Annotated in this window: 21 protein-coding genes; 7 read left to right on the top strand and 14 right to left on the bottom strand. The window is 71.2% G+C overall.

All coding sequences use genetic code 11. The features are described 5' to 3' along the window. Nucleotides 1–8: 8 nt before the first annotated feature. The 8 genes from GA0074704_RS24290 to GA0074704_RS24255 all read right to left on the bottom strand — a co-directional run bounded on the left by GA0074704_RS24290 (nucleotide 9) and on the right by GA0074704_RS24255 (nucleotide 6761). Complete coding sequence (locus GA0074704_RS24290; RefSeq protein ID WP_172880282.1) at nucleotides 9–1142, bottom strand: tyrosine-type recombinase/integrase; 1134 nt, start codon at nucleotides 1140–1142, stop codon at nucleotides 9–11. Beyond that, nucleotides 1139–1327 carry a helix-turn-helix transcriptional regulator gene (locus GA0074704_RS24285; RefSeq protein ID WP_088972630.1) on the bottom strand — a complete coding sequence of 63 codons (189 nt, stop codon included), beginning with the start codon at nucleotides 1325–1327 and terminating at the stop codon, nucleotides 1139–1141. Before GA0074704_RS24285 ends, GA0074704_RS24290 begins: the two co-directional genes overlap by 4 nt. Further along, nucleotides 1324–3039, bottom strand: a complete 1716-nt coding sequence (locus tag GA0074704_RS24280) for a replication initiator (protein WP_088972629.1) — start codon at nucleotides 3037–3039, stop codon at nucleotides 1324–1326. The genes GA0074704_RS24285 and GA0074704_RS24280 overlap by 4 nt, the downstream gene beginning before the upstream one ends. Further along, nucleotides 3036–3686 (bottom strand): GGDEF domain-containing protein, encoded by a 651-nt coding sequence (locus tag GA0074704_RS24275; protein ID WP_088972628.1) that lies wholly within the window; start codon nucleotides 3684–3686, stop codon nucleotides 3036–3038. The genes GA0074704_RS24280 and GA0074704_RS24275 overlap by 4 nt, the downstream gene beginning before the upstream one ends. Next, nucleotides 3683–4342, bottom strand: a complete 660-nt coding sequence (locus tag GA0074704_RS24270) for a DUF2637 domain-containing protein (RefSeq protein ID WP_088972627.1) — start codon at nucleotides 4340–4342, stop codon at nucleotides 3683–3685. Before GA0074704_RS24270 ends, GA0074704_RS24275 begins: the two co-directional genes overlap by 4 nt. Then, the gene (locus GA0074704_RS24265) at nucleotides 4339–5769 is read right to left on the bottom strand and encodes an FtsK/SpoIIIE domain-containing protein (RefSeq protein ID WP_088972626.1); all 1431 of its coding nucleotides are present in this window, start codon (nucleotides 5767–5769) and stop codon (nucleotides 4339–4341) included. Before GA0074704_RS24265 ends, GA0074704_RS24270 begins: the two co-directional genes overlap by 4 nt. Nucleotides 5770–5772: 3 nt before the next feature. Then, the gene (locus GA0074704_RS24260; protein ID WP_157743785.1) at nucleotides 5773–6234 is read right to left on the bottom strand and encodes a hypothetical protein; all 462 of its coding nucleotides are present in this window, start codon (nucleotides 6232–6234) and stop codon (nucleotides 5773–5775) included. Between the two features lie 89 nt (nucleotides 6235–6323). Further along, nucleotides 6324–6761, bottom strand: coding sequence for a hypothetical protein (locus GA0074704_RS24255; RefSeq protein ID WP_088972624.1), 438 nt, complete (start codon nucleotides 6759–6761; stop codon nucleotides 6324–6326). Nucleotides 6762–6958: 197 nt separating this feature from the next. On the opposite strand from GA0074704_RS24255, the gene GA0074704_RS24250 reads away from it, so the two are divergent. Both GA0074704_RS24250 and GA0074704_RS24245 read left to right on the top strand, forming a co-directional pair. Further along, nucleotides 6959–7744 carry a GntR family transcriptional regulator gene (locus tag GA0074704_RS24250; RefSeq protein WP_088972623.1) on the top strand — a complete coding sequence of 262 codons (786 nt, stop codon included), beginning with the start codon at nucleotides 6959–6961 and terminating at the stop codon, nucleotides 7742–7744. Nucleotides 7745–7860: 116 nt separating this feature from the next. Then, entirely contained in the window at nucleotides 7861–8403 is a 543-nt protein-coding gene (locus GA0074704_RS24245) for a 2'-5' RNA ligase family protein (protein ID WP_197697571.1), read from the top strand. A gap of 360 nt (nucleotides 8404–8763) precedes the next feature. On the opposite strand, the gene GA0074704_RS24240 is transcribed toward GA0074704_RS24245, so the two are convergent. Further along, the gene (locus GA0074704_RS24240) at nucleotides 8764–9462 is read right to left on the bottom strand and encodes a hypothetical protein (protein WP_157743784.1); all 699 of its coding nucleotides are present in this window, start codon (nucleotides 9460–9462) and stop codon (nucleotides 8764–8766) included. 607 nt (nucleotides 9463–10069) lie between these two features. Here GA0074704_RS24240 and GA0074704_RS24235 point away from each other — a divergent pair. Beyond that, the gene (locus GA0074704_RS24235) at nucleotides 10070–10789 is read left to right on the top strand and encodes an SDR family NAD(P)-dependent oxidoreductase (RefSeq protein WP_088972620.1); all 720 of its coding nucleotides are present in this window, start codon (nucleotides 10070–10072) and stop codon (nucleotides 10787–10789) included. Nucleotides 10790–11168: 379 nt separating this feature from the next. Further along, nucleotides 11169–12050, top strand: coding sequence for a PhzF family phenazine biosynthesis protein (locus GA0074704_RS24230; RefSeq protein ID WP_088972619.1), 882 nt, complete (start codon nucleotides 11169–11171; stop codon nucleotides 12048–12050). A gap of 103 nt (nucleotides 12051–12153) precedes the next feature. Here GA0074704_RS24230 and GA0074704_RS24225 read toward each other — a convergent pair whose 3' ends face one another. After that, nucleotides 12154–13038 (bottom strand): class I SAM-dependent methyltransferase, encoded by an 885-nt coding sequence (locus GA0074704_RS24225; RefSeq protein WP_157743783.1) that lies wholly within the window; start codon nucleotides 13036–13038, stop codon nucleotides 12154–12156. Nucleotides 13039–13166: 128 nt separating this feature from the next. On the opposite strand from GA0074704_RS24225, the gene GA0074704_RS24220 reads away from it, so the two are divergent. Beyond that, on the top strand, nucleotides 13167–13475 hold the full coding sequence (locus tag GA0074704_RS24220; protein ID WP_088972617.1) for a hypothetical protein: 309 nt from the start codon (nucleotides 13167–13169) through the stop codon (nucleotides 13473–13475). Between the two features lie 52 nt (nucleotides 13476–13527). Beyond that, nucleotides 13528–13917, top strand: coding sequence for a hypothetical protein (locus tag GA0074704_RS24215; RefSeq protein WP_157743782.1), 390 nt, complete (start codon nucleotides 13528–13530; stop codon nucleotides 13915–13917). Between the two features lie 78 nt (nucleotides 13918–13995). Here the strand turns inward: GA0074704_RS24215 and GA0074704_RS24210 are convergent, their stop codons facing one another. The 4 genes from GA0074704_RS24210 to GA0074704_RS24195 form a co-directional block, all read right to left on the bottom strand. Beyond that, complete coding sequence (locus GA0074704_RS24210) at nucleotides 13996–14844, bottom strand: RCC1 domain-containing protein (RefSeq protein WP_088972615.1); 849 nt, start codon at nucleotides 14842–14844, stop codon at nucleotides 13996–13998. A 215-nt stretch (nucleotides 14845–15059) separates the two neighbouring features. Next, nucleotides 15060–15587 carry a putative immunity protein gene (locus GA0074704_RS24205; RefSeq protein ID WP_088972614.1) on the bottom strand — a complete coding sequence of 176 codons (528 nt, stop codon included), beginning with the start codon at nucleotides 15585–15587 and terminating at the stop codon, nucleotides 15060–15062. Then, complete coding sequence (locus GA0074704_RS24200) at nucleotides 15584–16303, bottom strand: alpha/beta fold hydrolase (RefSeq protein WP_088972613.1); 720 nt, start codon at nucleotides 16301–16303, stop codon at nucleotides 15584–15586. The genes GA0074704_RS24205 and GA0074704_RS24200 overlap by 4 nt, the downstream gene beginning before the upstream one ends. 41 nt (nucleotides 16304–16344) lie before the next feature. After that, nucleotides 16345–16827, bottom strand: a complete 483-nt coding sequence (locus tag GA0074704_RS24195; RefSeq protein WP_088972612.1) for an AAA family ATPase — start codon at nucleotides 16825–16827, stop codon at nucleotides 16345–16347. 103 nt (nucleotides 16828–16930) lie between these two features. Between GA0074704_RS24195 and GA0074704_RS24190 the strand changes: the two genes are divergently transcribed. Further along, complete coding sequence (locus GA0074704_RS24190) at nucleotides 16931–17572, top strand: biliverdin-producing heme oxygenase (RefSeq protein ID WP_157743781.1); 642 nt, start codon at nucleotides 16931–16933, stop codon at nucleotides 17570–17572. The last annotated feature ends 198 nt before the right edge of the window (nucleotides 17573–17770 follow it).

Below are 17770 nucleotides of genomic sequence, written 5' to 3'. Positions count from 1 at the left end.
TTACCTGGTCAACCATGCTGCCGACGACCCGGACGGACCGCATCGAGGTCCGGACCGACACCCTCAGTCCGCACTGAGTCCGCAGCAGCACGACCCGCCGCCCGGTCGAGGCGATCGGCCACCTGGTCCAGGTCGTCTTCGAAGAGGTCCGCGTAGACGTCCAGCGTCATGGCCGCCGAGGCGTGGCCGAGCATCCGCTGCACCGCCTTCACGTTGGCGCCCTCGGCCACCGCGAGACTGGCCGCCGTGTGCCGCAGCTCGTGCGGCGTCAGGCCAGCGAGACCGACCGACTCCGCAGCCCGATCGAAGACCCGGCGACGGAAGTTGTTGTTGCGCAACACGTCGCCGGCCGGGGACGTGAACACCAGCTCGTCACCGGAACGGCCGGCGATCTGGCCGGCGATCGGCTCGACCAGGAACCGGGGGAGCGGCACCGAACGCCGTTGGTGCGTCTTTGGCGTGCCGAACACCGCCCGACCGTTGACCTCCGTCACCGACTCCGCGATCAGCAGCCGGCGCTTCACCAGGTCCACCCGGCGGACCCGAAGCGCGGCCAGCTCGCCCCAGCGCAGCCCGGTGTAAGCCAGGACCCGGATGATCAGCCCATGCGGCTCTGCCGCCGCCGCCAGCTCGGCCACCTGGCCGTGCGTCAGGAACACCTTGTCAGCGCGCCCGACGCGGGGGAGGCGCACGCCCACAGCGACGTTACGAGTCAGCCGACCATCCCGAACCGCCAGCGCCAGCAGCAGCGAGAACACGCGATGGGCTTGCCGAACGGTGGACGGCGCAAGGCCTGCCTGCGTCATGCGGCGCACCCACTCGCCAACGTCGGCGTGCGTGACTGCCGAGAGGGGGACGCGTTCCCACACCGGGAGCACCTGCCGCCGCAGAAGACTGCCGTACCGATGCCGAGTCGAAGGCTTGAGCTGCACCTGATTGGCGAACCACCGGGCAGCCCAGTCGCCAACGGTGACCCGTGAGAGAGCCGGGTCGACCCACTCACCGCGAGCAAGGGCCGTCTTCATCGACGCGTGCCACCGGTCAGCGTCGACCTTGCGGTCAAAGTGGCGAGCGTGCTCCTTGCCCGCAGCATCCCGGTACCGGGCACGCCACTTCCCGTTCGGGCGTTTGACCACGCTCACCGGTCTGCCGCCTCTTCCAGCCAGGCCCGCACGTCGGCCGGGTTGTACCGCAGGTGCCGGCCGACCCGAGACGCCTTGGGTCCGGTCCTGCGGTACCGCCATTGGTAGAGGGTGCTCACCGGGATGCCGAGGAAGGTCGACACGTCCTCAGCCGTCCACAGCGGTTCGATGGTCCGGGTCTTCATGCTGCTCCCTCCTGAGCCGTGGCGGTTGCCGAAACATCGGGTGGTGCCTGGTTGCGTCTGGCCGCGTCGAGTTGGACCCGCCATTGGATGCGCTCGGAGATGGCGCGCAGGACCCGGTGCCCGAGCGGAGCAACGTCCGAATCAGTGGGCTTGGCGAGTTCCCAGGCGTGGCGTTGCTCCCCGCCGGGCGGGGCGGTGTCGGCGTCGGTGGTGACGCCCAGGAGAGCCTTGACCCAGTCGCGTCGGTCGGCCCGGTGGTCAGTCAGCGTTTTGCCGGACCACTGCCGCGAGATCAGTACCCGCCGGCCACCGATGCCAAGGGTTTCCCGCTTGTGGACCTTGTTCTTGCAGTTGCCCGGCCGAAGCCCAGGTCGAGCCTTCTTCGGTTGAATGCCGTAGAGCAGCCAGTTGGCGCACCGCTCCGAGCACGGCGTGTGCCGCAGCTCCTGCCAGAGCCGTTCCAGGTGCGCCCGTTGCCGGCCGGTGGTCACGTCGTGGCAGTCGGCGGCCTGCTTGGTCAGGTACTTGGTGATGTACCCAACGCACCGATCCGCGTCCTTGGAGCCGGCGAGCACACCCTTGGCGTCGACCTGCACACCGAAGCGAACGACGTGGACCGGTTCGGCATCGGGGTCGGCGTCGACCAGGTCCAGGGCGTCATCCCACGACGGCAGCAGCCGCCCGGTGGTGGGGTCGGTGTAGCCGGCGGCGTCGGCGTCCCATTGCGGCGCCCGCCCGGGTTCGTAGACCCGCTGCTCGACGGAGGGCCACCACACCTGGTGGTAGGTGGCGGCGGCCACCTGGCGGACCAGGGCGCGGGGGATGGTGCCCCGGATGGCGAAGTGCGCGTGCGGAGCCAGTCGGCGCTGCGGTTCCACGGCACCGGCGTACTGGACGTTCCAGCCGACCGCCCGGCGCAGGTTCTGCCAGAACCGATCGAGCAGCCGCGGGAAGTGGACCGCATCCCACGCTGCTCGCCGGTAGTCGTAGCTGTCGGGGTCGACCGGTGTCCCGTCGGAGTGCACGCGGCCGTAGGAGTCGAGAGTGAGGGTGAGGAACATCGACGGCCGGAACACCTGCCCGCCGTGGCCCTCAAACGTGCGGCCCACGGTCCGGTTCTCCACCGGCAGCCGGGGCAGGTCTGGGGCGTCCTGCCGCCGCTTGGTGGAGCGAACGCGACGCTTGCCGTCGCCGTCCTCCTGGTCCTCGCCGCCGTGCGGTGGGGCGGGCCGCCCGCGCATGCCCTCGATGGTGATCTGGCCTTCCAGCTCGCTGATCGCGTCGTCCAGGTCGGCCACCTGGTCCCACTGCGAAGCCCGAGCAGCCTCATCCCGGGCGAATTCCAGGTGAGCGCGGGCGACGATCAGGCCGCGTTGCGCGTCGGTGGCCGGCTGCGGTCCGGGGTCGGGTTCGTCGTCGCGGTGCCAGCCCTCCCGGATCTGCTGCTGCCGCAGCCGGCGGGCGCGGGTGGCGCAGGCGGGGCACTTGGCTTCCTGCGTGGCGCCGCACGGCATGTCGATGACCTCGGTCTGCCCGCTGTCGAGGTCGGTGCGGCGCAGGGAGACGGGGCGGGTGCAGACGCCGTAGTCGGCGGCTAGGTCCTTGACGACGTCGACGGAGCGGGGCATGAGCATCCGGGCGGCCCGGGAGCCCGGCCTTGGCTCCGCCACGGGGGCGGGGGCGAGGCCGGGCAGCGTCGGGGTGATGGTCATCGGCCCACCCCGACAGTCGGGGTGAGGTCGCGGACGCGGAGGGCGGGGCGCGGGTCGGCGGTGGGGGTGGTGTGGTCGTCGCGCAGCGGGTCGAAGGCGACGACGCCGGCCCGGGTGGTCTTGGCCCGGTACATGGCGGCGTCGGCGTCGGCCAGGGCGGCGGCGAGGCCGGACGGGCTGGCCGGGGCGAGGCCGATGCTGGCGGTCACCGACACCGACACCCCGGACGGCAGCCGGACCGGGGCGGCGATCGCGGCGGCCAGCTGGCGGGCGGCGGTGGCCGGGTTCGGGTCGAGCAGGAGCGCGGCGAACTCGTCCCCGCCGAGCCGGGCGGCCACACCGTGGACCGACCGCAGGCGTTGCGCGACGGCGGTGAGGACCAGGTCTCCGGCGGCGTGGCCGTGGGTGTCGTTGACGGGCTTGAAGCCGTCCAGGTCGACCACCAGCACCCACGGCCGCAGCGCGGCGAGCTGCTCCCACGCCTGGGCGAGGCCGGCGCGGTTGGCGATGCCGGTGAGCGGGTCGCGCAGCGTCGTCCGTTGCAGGGCGGCCAGCTCGTAGCGGGCGGCGTAGAGCCGGTACTGATCCCAGGCGAACAGGGCGAGGCAGGCGGCGAAGAGGACGCCGGAGAGCAGGTTGTCGGTCATCGGGTCACCTCTCCGATCAGCGGCACACCATTGCGGCGGACGAACGCGGCCGGCGGCACCGGAGCCAGCGGAGCGACCGGAGTCGGGACGACCGGGGCGGGACGGGCGGGCTCGACCGGGACCAGGGCGACCGGTTCCGAGGCAGGGGTGGGCGGAGTTGGCGTGACGGCAGGAGCGGGCGGCGTGACCGGGCGGGCGGGCGACGCCGCAGCGGGTGCCGTAGTCGAGGTGGGTTCGTCGGCCTCCGGTGCGGGGGCCGGGGCGGTGGCGAGGACGAGCTTGGACAGGCCCATGAACGCCAGCGCCGGGACGGCGGACAGCAGCCACCCGGACAGGCCCGGCTTGGCCACGGCGAGCTGCGCGGCCAGGGACAGAGCGACGGCAGCGACGAGCAGGAACATCGGGTACCGGATCGAGGCACCGGAACGGCGTCGGCGGCGGATGGTCAGCAGCGCGGCGACCGGGACGAGCTCACTGATGACGGCGTTGGCCCAGCCGAACCACTCGCCCGTGCCAGCCGGAGAGTTGTCGAGAGTCCAGTCCTTGACGTGGGTGAACGACGCGGCCCCGGCGAAGCCGGCGACGAGCAGAAGGATGACGACGAGGACCAGGCCCTCGATGCGGTCGGCGCGGGTGGTGGTGGGGTGGGGCTTCATGCGGCACCTTCCAGGATCTCGCCGTCGATGACCCGGAGCCGGCCGTAGGTGTGGGCCATGTCGCGGATCTCGTCATCGGTCAGGTAGGAGAACCGGACCCGCATCGGCGTCGGGTCACCGTCGATGACCACGAAGCCGACCCCGGGCAGGGATTGCGGGATGCGGTCGCAGAGCGCGCCCCGGTCGCGCATCCCTTCCCCGAGCACGAGGTCGACCTGTGCCGCCTCAGCGAGCCGGAGTCCGATGCGGGTGGGGAACAGGTCGCGGAACGGCAGCACCTCCTTGCGCGGGTCCTGGATCGCGGCCAGGACGTGAACACCAACCGCCCGCCCCTGACTGAGCAGGATCGACAGCGCGGCCTTGATCCGGTCTTTGAGCTGCCGATCGGTGAGGTAGGCGGTCAGGTTGGCCAGCTCATCGATCACCAGGACGATCAGCGGCTCATCCGGCGTCGGCGTGTGCTGGCGGGTGCGGCCGTAGAGCTTGGCTGCTCGCCGCTTGGCCTCGGTGGCGGCTTCCTCGATCAGCTCGCACATCGCGGCGTAGTCCTTGCAGGCGAAGCGGGAGAACATCGGCGCGCCCATCCCGAGTTCCATGCCGCCCTTGGGATCGAGGCCCCAGATCTGCACCAGGCCGGAGGTGACGCCGTTGGCGAGGGAGCGGACGACCGACCAGATGACCGAGCCCTTCCCTGCTCCCGTGGCGCCCACGACGAGGACCTGTGTGCCGAACAGCCGCAGCTCGTAGCCGTCGCCGTCTTCCTGCCGACCGACCGGCAGGGCGGTGAACTCCGGCACGGCCGGCACCGGCACGGGCCGGACGAGCTTCGCCAGGGGGTCACCGCGGAACAGGTGCAGCAGCACCACGTCCGGGCGTGAACCCGGGGCGGCTTTGACCTGCCGGACGCCGAAGGTGTGGGCCAACCTCTCGGCCACCTTGGCGAAGTCGTCGGGGATCTGCCCGGTCACCATCCGCACCGTCACCACGTCCACGCCCGCCGAGCAGCGGACCCGCCGCAGCACCGGCAAGACGGTGTGCGAGTCGAACGAGACGGCCAGCTTCGCGGTCACCATCGCGGCGTGCCAGTTCCGCCGATAGACCATGCGCCGGTAGCGGGACAGGACCGGCCACCACCCGAACCGCAGCCACGACGCCCGATGCGCGAACGCCCACACCGTCGACACCAGCACCACGGCGGCCACTACGGCAGTGGGGCCGAGCCACCCGAAGCGGAGGTAAAGCCAGCCGAAGAAGACGGCCGGGGCGGTCAGGTACCAGAAGCGGACGAGCACGAGGACCAGGCGGCCGAGGGCCTTGGCGGTCCACCACGACAGGGCCAGCCACATCGGGATCCGCACGAACGGGGTACGGACGTTGATCGGCGCGCCCTCGATCCGGTCGCCCCGGATCACGTTGACCAGCGGCATGGCTCAGCCCTCCCCGACCGTCGCGGCGGCGGTGAACAGCGATGCCTGACCAGGGGTGCCGGCACGGCGGATCACCCTGCGGCGCACCGGCATCCGCGCCGGGGCGAGAGCGGCGAGGTTGACCGGACCACAGTCCGGGGCGGGGACGTGGCGGGTCATGGTCGGCAGCCACCGGCCACGACCGAGCACGGCACGCAGGTCGACGCGGTCGGCCACGTGCGGGGCGATGAGGTCCGGGTCGAGGTGCCGCAACTTAACCACCGTCCGCGCCAGCGCTGCGGCGGCGGCGGAGATCTCGACCAGGGCGGCGACGCGGACGGCGTCGGCGGGGACGGTGGTGTAGACCTCGCGGACGGCCCGGATACCGGGGCCGGCGAGGCGCATCACCGTGCGGCGGTGAGTGGTGCGGCGGGGTGCGGGGCGCGGGTTCCCGACGATGCGGGCAGCGTCAGCTAGCGTGGGCATCAGCCCAACTCCTTCCAGGGAGAACGGGTCAGAGCGCGGGGCGGGAATCGACTTGGCGGTAGAGGCCCGCCCCGCGCGTGCAGTTCTGGTCAGGCCGCCTGCTTCGTCGCGGCGACAGCGATGGGCTCGGTCATGGCGCCCGCGCGGATCGACCACGCCTGACGGGCCTTGCACTTGGGCGCGTTGCCCTTGCACCGCTGCGAGTCGACGTACGGAGTGAGGGTCACGTCGGTGAACTCCACCGCCGGCGGGTAGCCCGGGATCTTCGACGCCGGCGGCACCGGCTGCACCGGAGCGGCGATCTTCACCTTCACCTCGTTCGTACCGCCGAACTTCCCGGCCTCCGGGTCCAGGTCCAGGACCTTGACCACCCACAGCCGCTCGCCGGTGTCCTTGTCGCGGGCTTGGTCGTCGGCCTGGCCGCGCTTGTCGAAGTCCGTCACCGGCTGTACGCCCAGGCACAGCACACCAGCGGGGAAGACGTACTCGAACGGAACCGGGACCTTGATCGTGTTGGGGACAGCCATCTCGGCACTCCTTCGTGACGCCGCCGGCCCTCTGCCGGTCTTGGCGGGTCGGAAGACCTATAGAGGACTGTAGGTGCTCTCCGGCCAGTCAGCAAGACCTCTATAGGACCGATGTTGCCGAGAAGTGGAGACGGCATCGGCGCTACCGTGGTCAAGAGGGGTAGACCTCCATAGGACCGGCCCAGGATGGGGCAGACATGACCGACGACCTCGGTGCCAAGGCACCCAAGTACTTGCAGATCGCGGCCCAGCTACGCAGGGAAGTCCGCGAAGGCAAGTTCAAGCCGGACAACCGGCTTCCCGCTGAGACAGCTCTCGCAGAGCGCTTCCGAGTCAGCCCGATCACTCTCCGGAACGCCATCGGCGTACTTCGGGCCGAAGGGCTCATCGAGTCCCGCCACGGCGTCGGCACGTTCGTGCGTGAAAGCCGCCGGCTGCACCGCCGATCCCGCGACCGCTATGGGCGAGCGCGCAAGGATCAGCGGTTGCTTACCTCGCATCTCCGGCACGAGATCGTCTTTGCCGGCCGCATCCCGGTGCCCGCGCACATCGCCGAAGTCATGGACATCGAGCCAGGCACGGAGATCGTGGTGCGCCGCCGCAACCTCTACGACCGGGAGACGGGCAAGCCAGAGGAGATCGGGGCCAGCTACATCCCGGCCGAGTTCGCGGCCGGCACCTACCTAGAGGAACCCACGGTGGTCCCGAAGGGCCTGTTCCTCTGCGTGGAAGACCTGAGCGGCAAGCGCTACACGACGGCGCGAGACCAGTGGGTGGCCCGCCTTCCCACCGCCGACGAAGCGGCAGCTCTCGCACTGCCCATGGGTGCCCCGGTCATGCACGTGATCCATACGGCCCGAGCCGAAGACGGCAGCATCCTCGAAGTCTCAGAGTCGGTATGGCCAGCCGATCGGATCATGGTCATCGACGACTACCAGGTAGAGCCGAGCGCCACCGAGCCCGAAGCGCCCTCGGAAGTCTGACAGGAGAAGTCGTGTCATTCGCAGACCTTGCACCCGGGCAACACGCCGGCCATGTCCGTGACCACTGGTGGTGGCGGCCCGGGTGGCGTGTCGGGCGCCGCTTTTACGCCTTCCACGTGACCTTCGAGGACCAACCCGAGCTGTACCGCTTGGCCGACTCGTACCGGTCGGCGCTGGCCGCAGCTCCCGCCGCAACGCTGATCCCGGATCAGTGGCTACACCTCACCATGCAGGGCATCGGCTTCACCGACGAGACCAGCGACGCGACACTGGCCGCCATCATCGAGGAAGCGGGCAAGCAGCTCGCGCAACTGCCCGCGGTCGCTGTCGAGTTCCGGGAGATCGTGGTGGCTGACGAGGCCATCGTCATGCCCGCGCTGCCCGCCAAGCCTGTCCAACGGCTACGAGCCGCTACCCGGACCGCCATCGGACATGTCGTTGGTGAGGACCAGGTCCCCGAGGACCCGAGCCGATTCCGGCCCCACGTCAGCGTTGCCTACCTGACCACCGATGGCCCATCAGAGCCCTACGTTCAGGCGGTGCAGTCCGTGGCTCCTGAGCCCGCCACCGTCTCGATCAGCCACGTTGATCTGATCGAGATGCACCGAGACCGGCACATGTACGAATGGCAAGTCATCGCTCGGATGCCGCTCGGCTAGCCCTCGGCGGTTTGCGTTGCCGAATTCCGCTCTATCAGATCAAGGCGGCCCGCAAGCGGGCCGCGCCGGCCGCGCTCGGCCTGCTGGCGGCGCAAGCGCCGGCATCGGCCGGCGCGCCGGCCAATTAAGGGCATGCCTCCGGCGGGGGCCAGACGACTCCGAGATGGAGTTGCCGAACGGTTCCGGTTCGTGGGTGGTGGGATGCCATCCCGCCAGCCACCGACCCAGGCAGAGCCGAGCAGACCAGGGCCAGGGCGACAAGGTCGTTCGTCCGGTAGGGCGCTCCACCTTGTCACCCTGGCCCTGGCCCGCTCCACGGTGTGTGGGTCGGCGGCAGACGGGATGGCAGGTCATGTGGGGCTATTCGCCCCACTCCTTTGCCAGAGCATCGCGGCTGGCCTGAATTTTGACCAGCATCTCCTTGCGCATTGCGTACTGATCGGCGACAGCCCACATCATGCTCCTCAGGCGCTCGTTTAAGCGCTCGCCGTCGCCGTCGCCGTTGTCCCGACGAACCGCGATAGTCACCAGAGCCGCGGCTTCCTTGTCGGTCATCATTCGGGTGGCAAGGTGCGCAAGGTAGTCAGCATGAATGCCCAGGCTGTCTAGCCTGTAGAGGCCATCGATACGTCTGCCGATTCCCTTCAACTTCTCGGCAGCGCCCCGCAAGTCCGCTATGCGGGGATCTCCGGGAGCCATTGGCCCGTACTTCAACTTATCCACGGCATCAGCCACCGTGTTGATGGCCTGGTGCGCTACGGCGAAGTCTTCGCGATGGCGCTCACGGCGGATCTGTCGCAACTCTCTCTCTCGCGCTTCTTTGGCGCGAGCTTCTTCGCGTTGCTTGGCCTCCTCGTGCCGTAGCTCAGCGAGCCGGAGCTCTTGCTCCTTCGAACGCTCCGCCTCTAACCGCTGTTGTGCGGCCTCCTTAACTCGGTCCCGACGCTGAAGCTGATACACCAGCACGGCCAGGATCGCCGTCACGATCAAGGAGGCCAGCCCTACAACAGCACCCAGCCAATCGCCGGGCGTGATTCCGACCTGAGCGAGCGGCATCATCGGCCCCCCAAGATCCAGAAGCCGCCATGGGTGCTAAAGGGCAGGAGGGCGACGTCGTGCACATCTCGGAGAGGCTGCATAGCCTTCGATGTTAGCTGCGGAACGCTACGCCACATGTCGAGTCCCACCCGGGAATGTAGGTGTCCGGGCAAACCGGAAGATACCGGCGAACTGGCCACCTCGCGGCAGCAGACAGTCCGCATCCAGTCCGCAAGAAGTCGACGGACGGTGGGGGAGCGGTGAGAGATGTCGAGAGGAGTTTCCGCTGGTAGAGGCCCAGGTATGCAGGCTGCCGGATCGCCCTTCTTGATCTCATAATCCCTCGGTCGCGGGTTCGAGTCCCGCCCGCCCCACCAACCGTTTTCCCTGGTCGATCATGCTGCCGGCGACCCGGACGGACCGCGTCGAGGTCCGGGCCGACGACCCCGGTTCGTCAACGGCACACCCCGCCCGACCGAGGAGTCAGCCGCGGTCGACTAGTGGACCCCGGAACGCGTCAGCCAGCAAGCCAGGGGCGAGGCGGCGCCCTGTCATGCCGAAGAGCGGGTGCCCGATCTCGGCAGGTTCCTGTTGACCTCAACCAGAGTTCAGATGCTTCACTTCGGCCATGAACCTTGACGGTCTGCGCGTCGCCATCACCGGTGCCGCACGTGACACCGGACGACTGCTGGCCGAAGCCTTCGCCGAGCACGGTGCGCAGATCTTCCTTTCGGCCCGCGACCTGGCTGCGGCCGAGCATGTTGCGGATGCGATCAGCCAGCGGGGGCCAGGCCGGGCTGACGTGTTTCACTGCGACCTCGCCGTACCGGAGTCGGTGCGCGCCTTCGCCGGTGCCGTGGCCGAACGGACGAAGCACCTCGACGTGCTGATCAACAATGGTGCCCCATACATCGAAGGCGACGACCTGGGAGACGTCTCGGACGACAGGATCGAAAGCGTGATGGCTGCGGGCGGGACCGGCACCATGTTGTTGACCAAAAATCTACTGCCGCTGCTACGGGCATCGTCGCGGCCCGACATCGTCAACATGATCTCCGCATGCGGCGAGGTGGGGCACCGCCGCTCGGGTGCACATCCCGCGTTCTACGCGGCCAAGCATGCCCACGCCGGACTCGCTGAGATCCTGTCGCACCGGCTCCGGCCAGAAGGGATCCGGGTGATCTCACTGTTTCCGCCGGACTTCGTTCAGGACGGGCCCCGTCAGGCAAACAGCGATCTCACCGCGCGATCGGTCATCGACTGCGTGCTTTTCGCGGTCGGCCAACCACGAGACTGTTTCATTCGCGAGTTCCACTTCGAGCAGGTGCGGCAGGCGTCCACACCCTGACCGCTCACTGCGCGAAGCAGCCCGAGCCCGGTCGAGGGCCCTCGGCAGGGATCCGCCCTTGAGACAGTCACCGCCGGAACCAGGTTCAGGTACGCAGATCTGCCAGGACGCCAGACTGATCGATTCATGGCACCCTACCGGCATGGCGACAACGAGCAGATCGGTGTGGCTCCGTATGACTCGGAAGCAGCGGGCGATCTGGGTCACCGCACTGTGCGTGGGGTTGGCAGGGGTCGCACTGGGCTTCGCCCTGAACCCCGCGCTCGGGGGAATCATCGCGTCGGCATCCACACTCGCCATGATCTTTACCTCGATATTCGCCCCGCCGGATCCCACGCCGTTCGCGGATGCCGGTTCGTCGAGCGTCAGAGGTGGGCCCATGTCCTGGCCGGATGTCACGGTGGTTGATGCGTGCGTGCGGCGCGACGGCCGGGGCGGCAGCCCCACGGCCGTCGCCGACGACGACCCGGCGGCGACGGACGCGGACCGGCGTGCGGTCGCCGCCGCGGCCGGCACCTCGCACGCGGCGTTCCTCGGCCCGGGGCGGACGCCGGACGGTGGCTGGCCGGTCCGGTTCTTCACCGCCACCGCCGAACTGTCCGGCTGCGGCCACGGCACCGTCGCCGCGCAGGCCGTCCGGCTGACCCGCACCGCGCTGGGCGAGCTGAGCGACCGCCAACACACCGGCGGGCGTACGTTCGACACCGTCGCGATCCGCCGCCCCGCCGGCATCGAGGTGTGGTTCGACCAGGGCCTCGTCGCGCTGCGTGACCCGGCACCGGACGAGCGCGCCGCGATCGTCGCCGCGCTCGGGCTCACCGCGGACGACCCGCATCGGACCGACGCGCCACGCATCGCCGCGCCCGGCGCGCCACGCATGCTGGTACCGGTCCACGACCGGTCGGCGTTGCTCCGGGTCCGCCCAGACCTCGGCAGGCTGGCCGCGGCGTGCCGGCGGTACGGGCTCCTCGGCTGTTTCGTGTACGTACCGCCGGTGGGCGACCGACCGGGTGCGGCGCGGATGTTCGCGCCGGCGATCGGTGTCGACGAGGACGTCGCCAACGCCAACAGCACCGGCTGCCTGGCCGCCCACCTGCTCGACACGACAGGGGCACAGACGATCGCGATCGAGGTGGAGCAGGGTGACACCCTCGGCCGGCCGGCCAGCGTGCTCGCTTCCGCACGACGCGTGCCGGCGGGCATCACGACCCGGGTCGGCGGGTTGGCGGTGGTCCGCGACGGACCCCGAGGCGACAACTAGACCGTCCTCTTCTGCCGCGGTCCGGGCGCCACGGCGATGGGCGCCAGGCCCAGCGGACATCCGTGGCCGGCGCGTGGGCGAGCGCGAGTGGCGCGATACGTCCTCAGCGGTTCCCGTGTGGACGCCGCGCGCGAAGGAACGCCGTGGCCATCGTGCGTCGTGTTGGCGTACCGGCCGTGGCCAGGGCGGTCAGGTACGTGTCGAGACGCTCGCGTTCGTCGTCGGTCAGCGCGACATCGATCGCTTCGCCGTACGTGGGGACCAAGGGGTTTGGCGCCGCGCGCTTGAGTGCTTCCCAGTCCCCGATCGGGTGGGAGGGGACGTCGACCTGGGCGCGGTAGTCCAGATCCACCGCCTCGAAGCCGGCGGTCACCGCCCAGTCGACGAGGTCACGCTCGTCGAAGTCCATCATCGGTCGGGTGGCTTCCTCGGTGGTGCTCCGGTAGACGTCGCGGACCTTGGCGATCAGGTCGTCCGCAGGCGAGTCGCCGGTGCCGAACAGATCACCGGGCCGGAGCAGCTCCGCGAAGCGGTTGATGGGCTCGAACAGGGAGATCCGTCCGCCCGGCCGCAGGACCCGGAAGAACTCCGCGAAGGCGGCGGCCTTGCGATCGGAGTAGATGAGCACCGACCGGGTGGTCACGACGTCGACGGAGGCGTCGGCGATTCCGGTGAGGTCGTCGGCCGAGGCGACCACGAAGCTGCACCGCCCGTCGCCACCGGCGGTACGCCGGCACTCGTCGAGCACATCCGGTGAGACGTCACTGAAGATGACACGGCCGTCCGGGCCGAGTCGATCCAGCGCGCCGAACCCGACAAGTCCCGTCCCGCAGCCCACGTCGAGGACCACGTCGTCGGCCGCCAGGCCGGCTCCGTCGAGGACGCCGTCCCGGAACGCGGCCAACTCCGGGGCGTAGCGGGCCCGCAGGTCCGCGCTGTCGCCGTCCCGGCGGCTCAGGAGCCACTGCGCCCACTTGTCCGTCGTCACCGCGCCATCGTAAGGCTCGAGGCATGCACGGACAGACGGGGCAGCGGGAGAGACCGACGCCGGTTGACAATGGCCTGAGCGCCGCAGGACAGGGCGGCGGATGACCGTCGATCCAGCAAGGAGGTCAGATGGCGGGATGGCGCTTCGTGGCGGCCGTCGTCATGAGTCTGGCCATGGGACTCCTCGGTGTTGCCCTGGCCGCCAACCTTCGAGGCGTGACGGAGTGGCACATGCGCCGGTCCATGGCCACCGCCGGTGTGCTGCGCCGAGTGCCGCCGCGGCGCTGGCTGGCGCAAGCCGGGTACGACGAGCGTCTGGCGCGTTTCGTCCTGCTGGAACGGGCGATGGGTGGGATCTTCGCCGCGGTCGGCGTCCTCTTCCTGGTCACTCTCGTCTACGGCCGCCGGTCCGGTGAGCCGATGCCGTCGAGCCGATGAGAACGGCGCCAGCGGATGGCTCAGCGCCTGGTCGAAGCCGGTCGGAGGTCTGATGGAGCAGTCGAACGACACCTGTCCTGAACCGGTGGTCGAGCAAGGTCAGCGACGCGTTCCCGGCCCGGTGGTCGCCGCCGTGACGCTGCTTGTGGCCGCTGCCCTCCCGGCCTCGACGATGCTTGCGAGCGGACCCCGGATGGCCACCGGGTTGGTAGGGGTGGTTCTCCTCCTGGCGATGGCTCACGGCCTGTGGCGAGGCAGCGGGCGGGCCCGGTTCTTGACGACGGTCTTCTCGACCGCCGGCGTCGGGTACGGCGTCGTCGCGATCACCAAGGCGGATCCGTCGGGGTGGCTCCAGATCGTTGCCGCGTCCGCCATCGTCGGCTTGTTGCTGGTGCCCGCATCGTCCCGGCGGTGGTTTCACGACGTGCCGGCGGAGAAGTAGCGCGGGCCGTCGGTAGGGCATGCGGTCCGCCTCGAACCACGGGAGTCGCGACGTGCGACGAAGGCCCACGCAACGCGCCTAGGCGGGCGGGCCGATCGTGTCCCAGCCGGCGACATCGCACTGGTGGCTCTCGTTGGCGCCGGTGGCGACGACCGTTCCGTCCGCGCGTACCCCCAGGGTGTGGGTGGATCCGGCCGCCACCGCGACGATCCGGCGCCAGTCGGCCACGTCGCACTGCCCGAAGTCGTTGCTGCCCACGGCCACGACGCGCCCGGCCGCGGTGACCCCGACGGTGTGGTAGCTCCCGGCCGCCACCGCCACGACGTCCCGCCAGGCGTCGACGTCGCAGGCGCCCGTCGACCGGTCCCCGACCGCCAGCACCCGCCCGTCGCCGGCGAGGCCGACGGTGTGCAGGTAGCCGGCGGCGACGGCCGCGACGTCCCGCCAGCCGTGGACGGCGCACTGCCCGCGGCGGTCGTTCCCCACGGCGACGGCGGTCCCGTCGGCCCGGAGGCCCACCGAATGCCAGTCGCCGCACGCCAGCCCGACGATCTCGCGCCACCCGCTCACGTCGCATGCTCCCTCGTGGAGCCGCCCCGCGGCCAGCACGGTCCCGTCACCGAGCAGCCCGAGGGTACGGCGCCAGCCCGCGGCGACCAGCGTGACACCGCGCCACGACCCGACGTCGCACTGCCCGTCGCCGTTCCAGCCCGTCGCCGACACCGTGCCGTCCGCCCGCAGCCCGACGCTGTGCGACCGCCCGGTGTTCCGAGCTGTGTGCACGTTGCCCGCCGCCACGGCGACCATCCGGGTCCAGCCCTCGACCCGGCACTCGCCGGACGTCCCCGCGCCGGCCGCGACCACGGCGCCGTCGGCACGCAGCCCCAACGAGTGCCGCCGTCCGGCGGCGACGACAGGACCACTCATGTGGACAGCATCCCGGATCCGTGGCCGGGAACCGCGTTGAGGAAGCAGATCCGGGTGACTACGTTTCGCGCATGACATCGACAGCCGACGGGGCCACCCCGGCAGCGGACTGCGTCTTCTGCGGCATCGTGCGCGGGGAACTGGACGCGGCGGCGGAAGCGGTCCGGCTGGCCGCCGCCGGATCGTGACGGACGGTCGCGCGCCGGGCCGCCAGGTCAGGTCCGTCTCAGCGCGCCGTCCAGTGCGCTCATCAGTTCGGCCACCCGGCTCCCGCCGGCCGGAGCGGCGGGGTAGCGCCTGAGCACGGCCACCAGGGCCGGTGTCGCCCGTCGACGAGCCTGCTCGATCCACCGCTCGCCGACCGTCCGGTCCCCGCCGGCAGCCAGCTCTGCCGCGCGTGCCGCGTACGCCCCGGCGCCCAGGATGTGTCCGACCTGGGTGGCGTTCGCCAGCGGGTGCAGGTAGGCCGCGCCGGCGGCGTGACCGGCGGCGCGGGCCGCCTCCCGGGCCGCTTCGGTGGCCGCCTCCCGCGCGGCCCGGTGGGCGGCCCACGCGGTCGTACGCTGAAGGTTCGTCCGCCTCGCGCCCTGGGCGAAGGTCCGGGCGGCCTCGACGGCGGCCCGGGGTCGCCGGTCTCCGGGATGGGCCGCTTCGTAGATCGACAGCGCGTCCTGGGCGCACTGCGCGGCATAGCGGGCGACCACCCGCAGGTCGTCCGGGCTCAGCTGGACGTCGCCGCTCATCCGGCAGCCGTCCCGACGGTCGAGCGGATCAGGTCCGCGACCAGCTCGGGTCGGCTGACCATCGCCAGGTGGTCGGCGTCGACCCGCCGGACCCGCCAGCCCGCCTCCTCGGCCCGGTCGGCCGTGGGCCGGTACGCCGCGCTGAGCTGGAGGTAGCTGGGCCGGGCCGCGTCCCACCCCGCGCCGGTCGGGGGCAGTATCTCGGTGACGACCTGCCACGGCAGCTCCGGCAGGTCGCGCAGCACGTGGCATCGCAGCCGGGGGTCGGGCAGGAGGTCCGCCATGGAGTCGGCCGGGAACCAGGTGTCCCACCTGGGCAGCCGACCCGACGTGGCCCGCTCCCGCAGCCACGCGGCCCGCTCGGGCGGCGACGACCCGAGCCAGCTGGCCCCCGGATGCGGCAGCCTGGCGTCCAGGAACACCACGTCCGGGCCGTCACCGCCGACCGCGTCGACGATGCCGGGCAGGTAGGCCCCGGCCCGGCTGTGGCCGACGACCACGGTGGGTGCCCCGGGCGCGACGTCGGCGGCGACCGCCGCGCGGACGGCCGCATGGAAGGACGGCGCCCGCACCAGCGGACGCAGGTCGGGTACGACCACCCGCCACCCCGCCGTCTCCAGGTACGGCAGCAGCGCGTCCCAGGTCGCCGGGGTGAGGAGCGGGCTGTGCACGAGGAGCATCGTCGGTCGGTCCAGCGGGGTGGCGTGCCGGTCCATCCGTCCATCCTGGCGGCCGGTGCCGGCGGACGCGACCCCGGTCAGGGCATCGGGTCGAAGAGGCGCAACTCCTCTGGTGTGGGACGCTCCCGCTGGAAGAGGTCCCAGGCCCGGTCGAACTGCTCGTCGGTGATCCGGAAGACGCCCGTGCCCGGGTCGGCGTTCCTTACCCGCAACCGGTCGCGCAGCTCCTGCTGCGTGGGTTCGAGCAGGCAGAGCACCACCCGGGCGCCGACGGCCCGGGCCTCGGACCGGTAGCGGTCCCGTTCCTCCCGGGCCCAGAGTCCCCAGTCCAGCGCGACGTTGCAGCCCAGGGTCAGCACCCGCAGCGCCGTCGCCCACTGAATCGCCTCCACCCGGTCCCGGTGGGTGTCGAGTTCCGCCTCGGGCATCCCGGGGTGGAGGTCGTGCAGCCACTCGTCGGCAGTGAGCCGCAGGGCGGCATGTTCCTCCGCGAGGCGGCGGGCCAGGGTGGTCTTGCCGCTGCCCTGGAGGCCGCAGGTCAGGAAGAGCGTGGCCGGCATCGCATGACTGCCTTCCTAGTGCATCCGGCGGACCCGGGCCAGCGGAAAAGCACGGCCCGTGGGCCGCTGACCTCCGGTCGGACGAGGCGGGCATACTGGCCGGATGCCTGATCACGGGCCCTCGACGGGTCAGCGGACGATGCTGGCCGTGCTGCGCGCCGGCACCCGCGAGCAGCATCTCGCCGTCGAGCGGGTGCTGGACCTGCCGGGCCGGGTCCGGGACCGCGACGACCTGGTGATCGTGCTCACCGCCATGCTCGCCGCCTGGCAGCCGCTGGAGGAGCGGCTCGCCGCGGCGTACGGGTGGGATGGGTCGGGTCTGGATCCGCGCCTGGGTGCGGCGGCCGACCTGCTCCGCGCGGACCTGGCGGAGCTCGGCGCGCCGCTGGTGGCGGAGGGTGACGGGCCGGGGGTGGTCGTGCCCCGGTTCGACGGGCTCGCGGCGGCCGTGGGCGGGCGGTACGTGCTGCTGGGCAGCGCGCTCGGCGGGCGGGTGATCGCGCCGGTCGTCGAGCGGCGACTCGGGCTGCCCGAGGGGCGGGGGACCGGCTTCTTCCGGCGGGTCGGGATGGACCCGGACGCGGACTGGCGGGCGTTCCGGGCGGCGGTGGACGGTCACCCGTGGTCGCCGTCGGAGCTGGCGGCGGCGGTCGACGCGGCCGCTGACACCTTCGGGTCGGTCGCCCGGGCGGCGGGGGCGGTCTTCGCCGTCCGGCCCACGAGCACCCGCCGGCGCGCCGGCTGAGGGCCAACCCCACCATTCTCCGCTTTGCCGGTGGCCGGCGCAGTCAGCCGGACGACGGTACCGCCATCGGAAACCGGACAGGACGCAAAGCCCCTGGTGGGGGCAGTGTTGAGGCAGATCAGAGGCGCAGGACGGCGGGCCACGTCCCACCCCTCGGACAGCGGGACCATCCCCTCCCGCTGAACCGGCGCCGAGCCG

Origin of the sequence: Micromonospora siamensis (assembly GCF_900090305.1) — a bacterium.
Taxonomy (GTDB): domain Bacteria; phylum Actinomycetota; class Actinomycetes; order Mycobacteriales; family Micromonosporaceae; genus Micromonospora; species Micromonospora siamensis.
The sequence above is the reverse complement of the archived record's forward strand: the minus strand, read 5'-3'. Positions and strand labels throughout refer to the sequence as shown.